The 9,363-nt window shown below is 42.3% G+C and carries 12 protein-coding genes; 3 read left to right on the top strand and 9 right to left on the bottom strand.

Annotated elements, in window-relative coordinates; all coding sequences use genetic code 11:
* Positions 1-19 precede the first annotated feature (19 nt).
* The 6 genes from OSCI_RS09410 to OSCI_RS09385 all read right to left on the bottom strand — a co-directional run bounded on the left by OSCI_RS09410 (position 20) and on the right by OSCI_RS09385 (position 3,763).
* Positions 20-808 carry a DsbA family protein gene (locus OSCI_RS09410; RefSeq protein ID WP_234708730.1) on the bottom strand — a complete coding sequence of 263 codons (789 nt, stop codon included), beginning with the start codon at positions 806-808 and terminating at the stop codon, positions 20-22.
* Between the two features lie 179 nt (positions 809-987).
* Entirely contained in the window at positions 988-1,500 is a 513-nt protein-coding gene (locus OSCI_RS09405; RefSeq protein WP_007354691.1) for a hypothetical protein, read from the bottom strand.
* Positions 1,501-1,668: 168 nt separating this feature from the next.
* Entirely contained in the window at positions 1,669-2,121 is a 453-nt protein-coding gene (locus OSCI_RS09400; RefSeq protein WP_007354690.1) for a hypothetical protein, read from the bottom strand.
* 122 nt (positions 2,122-2,243) lie between these two features.
* Positions 2,244-2,432 carry a CsbD family protein gene (locus tag OSCI_RS09395; RefSeq protein ID WP_007354689.1) on the bottom strand — a complete coding sequence of 63 codons (189 nt, stop codon included), beginning with the start codon at positions 2,430-2,432 and terminating at the stop codon, positions 2,244-2,246.
* Between the two features lie 298 nt (positions 2,433-2,730).
* On the bottom strand, positions 2,731-2,928 hold the full coding sequence (locus tag OSCI_RS09390) for a hypothetical protein (RefSeq protein ID WP_007354688.1): 198 nt from the start codon (positions 2,926-2,928) through the stop codon (positions 2,731-2,733).
* Between the two features lie 358 nt (positions 2,929-3,286).
* Complete coding sequence (locus OSCI_RS09385; protein WP_007354687.1) at positions 3,287-3,763, bottom strand: hypothetical protein; 477 nt, start codon at positions 3,761-3,763, stop codon at positions 3,287-3,289.
* Positions 3,764-3,950: 187 nt separating this feature from the next.
* Here OSCI_RS09385 and uvrB point away from each other — a divergent pair, with 187 nt between their 5' ends.
* Positions 3,951-5,954 (top strand): excinuclease ABC subunit UvrB, encoded by a 2,004-nt coding sequence (gene uvrB, locus OSCI_RS09380; protein WP_007354686.1) that lies wholly within the window; start codon positions 3,951-3,953, stop codon positions 5,952-5,954.
* 125 nt (positions 5,955-6,079) lie between these two features.
* Here the strand turns inward: uvrB and OSCI_RS28340 are convergent, their stop codons facing one another.
* The 3 genes from OSCI_RS28340 to OSCI_RS09365 form a co-directional block, all read right to left on the bottom strand.
* Positions 6,080-6,448: a type II toxin-antitoxin system PemK/MazF family toxin gene (locus tag OSCI_RS28340; RefSeq protein ID WP_026103826.1), complete on the bottom strand. Its 369-nt coding sequence runs from the start codon at positions 6,446-6,448 to the stop codon at positions 6,080-6,082.
* Positions 6,441-6,845: a hypothetical protein gene (locus OSCI_RS09370; protein ID WP_007354684.1), complete on the bottom strand. Its 405-nt coding sequence runs from the start codon at positions 6,843-6,845 to the stop codon at positions 6,441-6,443. The genes OSCI_RS28340 and OSCI_RS09370 overlap by 8 nt, the downstream gene beginning before the upstream one ends.
* A gap of 151 nt (positions 6,846-6,996) precedes the next feature.
* On the bottom strand, positions 6,997-7,377 hold the full coding sequence (locus tag OSCI_RS09365) for a hypothetical protein (RefSeq protein ID WP_007354683.1): 381 nt from the start codon (positions 7,375-7,377) through the stop codon (positions 6,997-6,999).
* 331 nt (positions 7,378-7,708) lie between these two features.
* On the opposite strand from OSCI_RS09365, the gene OSCI_RS09360 reads away from it, so the two are divergent.
* Together OSCI_RS09360 and OSCI_RS09355 are read left to right on the top strand one after the other, a co-directional pair.
* On the top strand, positions 7,709-8,221 hold the full coding sequence (locus tag OSCI_RS09360) for a helix-turn-helix domain-containing protein (RefSeq protein ID WP_007354682.1): 513 nt from the start codon (positions 7,709-7,711) through the stop codon (positions 8,219-8,221).
* Positions 8,222-8,236: 15 nt separating this feature from the next.
* Positions 8,237-9,363 (top strand): DegT/DnrJ/EryC1/StrS family aminotransferase (locus OSCI_RS09355; protein WP_039962001.1); only part of this gene is annotated, 1,127 nt, incomplete at its 3' end.

Below are 9,363 nucleotides of genomic sequence, written 5' to 3'. Positions count from 1 at the left end.
CCCAATTACCAATTCCCAATTACTTAGAAACTTTCGCCAAAATGCTCTCCATTTCGGATAGTTCAACAGCACCAGAGAAGGTTTCTCCCTTCAAGATAAAGAAGGGAGTACCGTCAATTCCTAATGTTTGAGCTATTTGAATGTCTTTCTGAATGGCGGCGGCGGCGGCAGGGCTATTTCTGTCGCTATTAAACTTCTCTAAATTCAGATTTAGATTTTTCGCGATCGCGCTATACAACTCTTCGCTCAACTGTTGTTGTTGCTCGAACAAAGCGTTATGATACTCCCAAAATTTCCCTTGCTGCTGAGCTGCCCAAGCTGCCTTCGCGGCTGGTAGCGCTTGCGGGTGAATTTGAACCAGGGGAAAATGTTTGAATGCTAAAGTAACTTTGTCCTGGTGTTTTGCCATAAACTGATTGACTGTATTGTGAGCTCTGCTGCAAAAGGGACATTGAAAGTCAGAGAACTCTATGAGAACAATTTTCTGCGAAGGTGAACCAGTAGTAGGAGAATCTGCGATCGCAGCTTGAGGATTATTTTTTACTTGCTCCAAAAATGACTGCCTAGCCGATCGCAATCGATCTTGTTGTTGTTGCTGGTACGCCTGTACTGACTCCAAAATTACTTCGGGATTTTCGCGGATAATTTGTAAGACTTGCTCCTTTAATTTGCCTTCTGGTTGTTGAGTATTATTAGCTGATTGGGCGGAGGGCGAACAACCGATTAAAGTCAGGCAAACTATTAAAAGTGCTGCTAGTGAGAAAACTTGCAGGCGATAGAGTTGATTCCGCATAGACGATATGTTCATAACAAATGTGAAACTCTAAATTTTCAATCTCAGGGGCAAATCAATTTAAATATACCTTAGATATTGCTGGTAACGCCGCCCTCTGGGTGTTGCAAAAGAAAAGAGCGATCGCACTGATGCGATCGCTCTGGATTTCCCGGAAAACTTAGTTAACTCTCAAGCCGCCTCTCAACTTAATCCTAGCGGCGATTGCTTAGCCACTTAGCGGCGACAATTCCCAAAATACCCGCAACAATCGGATTGCCCAAAAACTTCATCAAACTGGGCTGATCTGCCAACACTTCGCGGAAAATATCGGGGTGGGAGTGGTAGGTAAACGATGCCAACCTCGCCACATCATCAGCAGTCATGTGGTTCGGATTGTGAGTCGAAAGTCCTAGCTGTTGCTCTAAAGCGCGATCGCTCAGTCCTTTCTTGCTCAAATGCTTAAAGAATTCCCGCGCCACATCATCCCGTTCATTCGGTTTAATTTGCGCGATCGCCTTTTGCAACTCCGGCTCTAATTGAGCAGGCGAAACGTTATCATGGTGCAAAGATTGACCGAATAACTGTCTGCGCTGAGCTGGAGTAGTCCGCTGAGCAAAGTCATCAAAATTTTCGTATTCGTCGGCCGATACTGCCGGCATTTCTTCAGTATTTCCGTGCGACAAATCGTTCATGATTTGACGTTTGTATTGGTCGCTGGTAGCCATGATATTTTTCTCCAATTTTCAAAACTTATGCGTCTCAATCTGTAATTCAGAAATTACGCTCTCGGCTGCGAGTGGAAGATTACTTCGCTTAGCTCGCCCTGACAACAATTAGACTTGTAATTAATTCCCTAAGTCTTAAATTACTTAAGCCTTACTCGCTTAAATGACTTAAGCCTTACCAGAGTTGTACTCAATCTGGTTGGATTGCTGATCGTATTTCGCCGTCAAAATCAGTTTTTTATCTGGGGCATACATCAAAACCGTTACATCTTGATTCGGGAAATTGTGATGAAAACCTTGGGCTAAAGATTTTGCTAAATCCTTTACTTCATTAGGGCGGACTTGCGGCGTAATTACAACACCTAACTTGTTGTTGTCCCGGATATAAACGTCTTGTACTACATTCTTTGCAGTCTGCATCACCCAATTGCCAAAATCTTGACCAACTGGGGTATTTCCTCGTTGTAGCTGTGCGTAATAATTGGAATTACTACCAATTGCTACTGGTAGATTAGTCGGTTTCTGGGCTGCGGGTGCTCCCGCACAGGCTGTAGAAATAGTCAGGACTAAAACCAACATTAGCCCGGTAATAATTTGGCGACTTTTCTGAAAAAAATTCATTTTTTCCTCCTTCTGCGAAACGCTCTTAACAGAATGATTAATTACTGATCTCTGTTTTCATTCTGTACTATAAACAGAGGGTCTAGATAGAAACTTAGCTACCCAGACCCTCTGAGTTAGTATTAAGCGCGGTTTACTTTTTCCTTCACGTCATCTTTGATATCTTCGACTCCGTGGCGGACTTGAGCTTCTTTTTGCTTCATTTGGCCTTCAGCTTTATCCTTTGGATCGCCAGTAACATTACCTAGCGCTTCTTGAGCCACACCTTCAAGGTTTTTGCCAGTAGCTTTGGCGCGATCTTCTACACTCATGATCTTTCTCCTATTCTGTAAAGTTGTTTACTTTTTTTGTCTTAAACTCATGGTATTAACAAATTCCTTGCTTTACCCTCTACCAAGAGGTAGATTAAAGAAAAAGGAGAGAATCTGATAGCAACCGCTAAATATTTAAATCTTTCTGCCTTCTGCGACAACTATATTTGGGAATAACTTCGCAACTACAAAACAAAGTCCGCCTGTGCGGACTGTAAAAATAAATTTAACCCCTACACTCTCCATAAGGGTTTTGTTTGACAAGATTACGATTTGAACTGTTTAGCTTCAAAAGATGTTAATGTTTTGTTTCTTCATCTATCTTTTGATTAAGTTCTTCTTTTAAGATTTCCGCTGCACGGAGAGTTTGAGCCTCAGCTTGCCGATGTTCACCTCCAGCTTTCTCTGCTACCTCGCAGAGTAATTCTGCCCTAGCTTCTCGATTTTTCTGTTCAACATACTGGATATGGGTTGTTGCTGATTCTTCGTCAATCATGAGCTTTCACCATGTTTTTTAGATAATTTATTTAAATGAGGGACAGTTCCCGGTAAATTCAACCATGCTTTTATAGTAAGAGAAATAGTTGAGCTATTCATCTGCCTATAGAGATAATATATAAGATTTAAAGCTAATACAAAAGGAACAGAAACTTTAACGCCTTCAACTGCTCTCAGACTGACCTATCATGCTTTTAAGGCCGCAGTCTCAATGGTAAGTTTAACACCGAGACTGCGGCGCTAAAAGTAGATTGGCGTAAGTCCTATGCTCATCAAAAATTTTAGGTGTTTCAGCAGTCACGAACCCCCCTTTGTTAGGGGGTTATAGGGAATCGATGAGGTTAACTTTGAAGCGTCTAATCAATGAATCCCATCAGTGTGAAAGTATCATCAGTTTCGTTGGGAGCTATAGGGCGACTGCCACCCATCACGGAGTAAAGTTCGCTAATTTGCAGCGTGCTCGAACCAACTGGGCGGTTTCCAGCTTCAGAGTACATTTCCATTACCTGAAAGTTATCTGCCATGACTGGCCGATTGTCCACTATTTCTATCACTTCCAGAGAACTTGATTCTATGGGGCGGTTGCGGATAGTCTCAAACACCTCAAAATCATTAGCTCCAATTGGTCGATTCTGAGGTAGAGGATTATGATACAATTGAATGTCTGGCTGTTTGCGATCGCTCATTGCTTTGTCCCTAATTGTTAAAGCCATAACTTGAGATATACTCCCTGATTTTTGGGTAACAGCCTCATTAGCTGCAACTTCCTCTGTCTTACCACTGTTTCTGCGTCCCTGGCTCGCGGTTTTCTTGCCAGTTCTGTTAATCGCCATAATTAAATACCTCTGTGTTGCTGAGTAGGTTTACTATTGACTAGAAGAAGCACTTTTTTAGTCAGCTTTCAATTCTACTGTCAATAATTAAAATATCCTAAATTGTACCAAATATTTTAATTTAATTGCAATCTAACTACATATTTGTTAATATTTATAAGTAACATAGCATTCTCTGATAGTTACTATGGGAGATAAATTTTATCTTCAAGCTCCCTTTGAGCCGACTGGGGATCAACCGAAGGCGATCGCGCAACTAACTTCAGGCGTACTTGCAGGCGATCGCTTCCAAACTCTACTTGGTGCGACGGGTACAGGCAAAACCTTTTCAATAGCTGCGGTTATTGAGAAAGTTGGCAGACCTACCCTAGTTTTAGCACATAACAAGACTTTAGCTGCTCAACTGTGCAACGAATTGCGAGGTTTTTTCCCCAATAATGCCGTCGAATACTTCGTCAGTTATTACGACTATTACCAGCCAGAAGCATACATTGCCGTCACCGATACATACATCGAAAAAACAGCAGCAATTAACGACGAGATCGATATGTTGCGACACTCAGCAACGCGATCCCTCTTTGAACGCCGCGACGCGATCGTAGTAGCATCAATTAGCTGCATCTACGGCTTAGGAATGCCAGCGGAATATTTAAAAGCTGCTATCCCTTTTCAGGTAGGAACCGAAGTTAACCAGCGGCAACTATTGCGAGATTTAGTTAACATTCAATATAGCCGCAACGACTTAGATTTAGGTCGAGGAAAATTCCGCGTCAAAGGTGACGTACTGGAAATTGGCCCCGCCTACGAAGATAGAATAATTCGCATAGAATTCTTTGGCGATGAAATTGATGCGATTCGCTATGTTGACCCCGTAAGTGGTGGAATTATCCAAAGCGTAGAAGCTTTGAATATTTATCCCGCCCGTCACTTCGTAACCGCTGAAGACAAATTGGAGGCAGCTTGTCAAGCAATTGAAATCGAAATAGAAGACAGCGTAGAAGAACTAAAAAAAGCGGGTAAATTAGTAGAAGCACAGCGTTTAGAACAACGAACTCGCTACGATTTAGAAATGTTGCGAGAGGTTGGTTACTGCAATGGAGTCGAGAATTATTCCCGCCATTTAGCAGGGCGAAATGCTGGAGAACCGCCCGAGTGTTTAATTGATTATTTTCCCAAAGATTGGCTGTTAGTAATAGATGAGTCTCACGTCACCGTGCCACAACTACGGGGAATGTACAATGGCGACCAAGCCAGAAAGAAAGTGTTAATCGAGCATGGATTTCGCTTACCTAGCGCCGCAGATAACCGGCCTTTGAAAGCAGAGGAATTTTGGGAAAAAGTAAACCAGTGTATTTTTGTTTCTGCTACCCCTGGGAATTGGGAAATAGAAATCTCTGAAAGTCGAGTTGCCGATCAGGTAATTCGCCCCACAGGGTTAATAGATCCTGAGATCTATGTGCGTCCGACTGAGGGGCAAATTGACGATTTGCTAGGCGAAATTAAAGAGCGCGTACTTCTGCAAGAGCGGACATTAGTGACAACCTTAACTAAACGCATGGCGGAAGATTTAACAGAATATTTGCAAGAACGCGGAATTAGAGTCCGGTATTTGCACTCAGAAATTCAGTCAATTGAGCGCATAGAAATTCTGCAATCTTTGCGAGATGGAGATTTTGATGTATTAATTGGAGTCAATTTATTACGGGAGGGATTAGATTTACCAGAGGTGTCTTTGGTAGCAATTCTAGATGCAGACAAGGAAGGGTTTTTAAGGTCAGAACGTTCTTTAATTCAAACCATTGGTAGGGCGGCTCGTCATGTCCGGGGACAGGCGATATTGTATGGTGATAACTTGACAGATAGCATGATTAAAGCCATTGATGAAACTGATAGGCGGCGAGGGATTCAGTTGGCCTATAACAAAATGCACGGAATTACACCGCAGTCAATTGCGAAGAAGTCATCTAAGAATGCAATTTTAGCCTTTTTAGATGTGTCGCGGCGGCTAAATTCTCAGCATTTAGAAACGGTCTACGAACAGATAGATGAGTTATCTTTGGAAGAGATACCTGAGTTGATTGGTCAGTTGGAAGTGCAGATGAAGGAAGCGGCGAAGAAGATGGAGTTTGAAGAGGCGGCTAAGTTTCGCGATCGCATTAAGCACTTGCGAGATAAACTACTAGGTCATTAGTCGCTTTAGTAGTAGTAAGGTGGGCATTGCCCATCTTACTATTTTGATAAAAAAGTATAAAGAGTTTAAAAATTAGCGATCGCATTCAGTGGGCTAGACCCAATTGTAGGTTATTGATAAACAATTTATAATCTCAGCATTACTTTCAGTCCATCTGCTATTGGCTGATACTCTTCAGGAGTTAGTGTGCCTTGGTAAGCTAATATTCGCTTAATGTCCAAACATCGCAATTGATCTAGCAAGACGATAGAATCTAGTGGTAGATTGGCAACTCCAGCAGCAAGGCAGGGATATAAACTGGGATTTTGTATTACCCAATCTCCAGATTTTGTTGTCATAGGTGCAACAACTATGACTTGATAGCGTATTACTCCTGTAAGCCTTGGTAGAGTAATTACTACTGCTGGTCGTCTCCCTTGTTGTTCACAACCTGAAGGAGATTGCTTGGGGAAATTAACTATTAGTACATCCCTGACACTTATTGATTTAACCAATAGATTCTTCTACCTCCTCGCTGTCTACAACTAACCCTATGCCTTCCACATAACGCACAGGTTTACAGTTCTTCATCGGGTTTCTTTCTCCCCACTCATAAGGGAGGTCTTCTTCTTCACTATCAAATTCTCGCCAAGGATTATTTTTTATGTCGGTCATTTCGGGTACAAATTCCAGCACATCTTCTATTCCAACAGGCAATCCTGTTAGTTTTCCTAATCCTTGGATAATGGCTGCAAGAGTGGATAGGTCGATTTGATGCTGTTCATTGCCATGTTTTACCAGTTGGTAAATGATTGCAGGGGAACTATCTGTACCGACAGCTTGTATCAACTTTTCAGGAGTTAAGCAGCGCTCTTGGAGATATTCTGCTAGTTTGAAACGAATTTCACTCATAAATTTAGTTGAGAACAGTTGAGGTGCGGAAGGCGATCGCTTTTCCACTTTCCCTATTTTAGGGGAAAATTTGGGGAGGCGATCGCACTTTTTTTTATTAACTTCTTAACCTCTCCTTAGTGTATTCGTGCTCTAAGATGTCGGCCCTCGATCAATCATCTTCAGAAGATTCATCTGGTTTTGACTTGTATTGAGAAAGCTCATCTTTCAAATGGCAATTCTCATGGTGTAGCTCAGACTCTATAAAAAGCTGCCTTTCCTCAAGATTTTGAACCCGAGTTACAAGATTTTGAACCCAAGTTACAAGATTTTGAATCCGAGTTACAAGCGGTTTGAAGTAGGGAATATCTTCAATCCCTTGAGACTTGGCTTGCTGGAGTGCGATCGCAACCTGTCGAGGATCTGCCTGTGTATCCAGTTGTGCCTCTTGGTAGAGTCGATCCACTAAATTGGCTAGTTCCAGACCATGAGGATGGTCAGCTAATTTTGCAAGTAACTCCAGAGGGGCTGGTTTTGTGTTATGGTGGTTCATACAATTAAAAAAATCAAAGTAATTCCTTGAAACGGCTGCGCTAGCGTGCATCAAGCTGTTTCAAGATTTAGTATTGCAAAAAGCGTCTAGACTTGCAGGTCTGGGGCGCTTATTTTTATAATTTAGCACACTTGAGCGAATAAAGCAATCTAGCAGTTAAGTTTTAGGTGCTTACCATAGTTTTTTTCAGTCGTGCTTTTGCGTAAGGTAATTACTTCTTAAGTACAAATACAGACGATCTAGTTACCTTAATAAGTGTATACCTAAGCTATAGCATATAGTGCATATGTTATAATGCACTATATGCACTATACCCAAGCACTTAAAACATATGTCTCTAGATAAAAACGCTCAATCTGACCAAAATGTTTGGCAGATAGCTGAGGAAGTCATAGAGGACTATCCCCAAAATGATTTAACTCCCCTAGCTCTGAAACCTGTTTCATCGACCGACAACAATCCCAAAAAGGATTTAATGCCCCTGCCACTCGTTCATTCAGATCTTGATGAGTACGGCTTTGACCCCTACGAATTCCGAATCTACGCCCATATTGTTCGCAGAACAGGGGGCAAGCTCGACGGTAAGTGTTTCGCCAAGCTCAAGAAAACAGCAGAAATTTGCAAAATGAGTGTCAGAAAAACCCAATATGCGCTCAAAACTCTTTGTGATGCGGGCTTAATCTTGAAAGAACAGCGTAAAGGGCGTAGTGACATTTACAGACTAGCCCCCAAAAGCAACTGGAAACCCAAAGAACAATTACAGGATATTCGACAGAAAGCAAAAGAGTCGAAAGTTGATAAATTGGAAGACTCCGAAGAAGATCCAACTAATATAAATGAATAACTACTAACACCATGTATGACCAACAACTCAACAAAAATCCCCTTTGTTGACCTCTCCCTCCAACATCAACCCATCCAAAGTCAAATAGAACAAGCTATTGCACAAGTCATCCAGAAAGGAGACTTCATTCTCGGCCAACAACTCGCCGAATTTGAATCAGCATTTGCCACAGCTTGCGGTGTAAAATATGGCATCGGGGTGGGCAGTGGTACAGATGCGATCGCGCTAGGACTTCAAGCTTGCGGGATCGTCCCTGGCGACGAAATCATCCTCCCAGCAAACACCTTTATCGCTACCATCATCGGCGTTCTTCGGGCCAAAGCGACACCAGTATTAGTAGATTGCGAACCTTACACCGCTCTTATTGACCTCACAGCAGCAGAAAAAGCCATAACCCCCAAAACCAAAGCAATTATCCCCGTGCATCTCTACGGGCAAATGGTATCGCCTAATCAACTTCTAAATCTTGCCAAAACCTACAATTTAATAATATTTGAAGATGCCGCCCAAGCACACTTAGCACAAAGAGAAAATTACCGTGCAGGTTCCTTTAGCAAAGCGGCAGCATTCAGCTTTTATCCTAGCAAAAACTTAGGAGCCTTTGGCGATGGGGGGATGCTCGTTACTAACGATCGAGAATTAGCAGAAAAAATGCTGATTTTTCGTAATTATGGTGCATCCCAGAAATATTTGCACACAGAATTAGGAACCAACAGCCGCCTCGACACCTTGCAAGCAGCCGTGCTAAATGTTAAGCTTCCATACTTAGAGGGTTGGAATCGCGAGCGCAATTTAGCTGCTCTGCATTATAATGAACTATTAGATCCCCTGAAAAAAAAAGGGATCTTCCCCATCCAAAACCAGAGTGGCAATGGTAACATTTATCATCTATACGTAATCAGGGTGACAGATGAATGTCCCCTTACCCGCGATATCCTTCAGGAGAAACTCGCAGTTAACGGCATTCAAACAGGCATTCACTATCCCATACCTTGCCATCTCCAACCTGCCTATCCAAACTTAGGTAATTTAGGCGATTTCCCTAATGCAGAAAATCTCTGCAAACAGATTTTATCATTACCAATGTATCCCGGACTGAGAAAAACTCAAGTTGAGCAAGTAGTGGCGGGGATTGCATCTTT

The organism is Kamptonema sp. PCC 6506, from assembly GCF_000180455.1.
GTDB lineage: Bacteria > Cyanobacteriota > Cyanobacteriia > Cyanobacteriales > Microcoleaceae > Kamptonema > Kamptonema formosum.
This window is presented reverse-complemented; position numbering and strand designations above follow the sequence as displayed.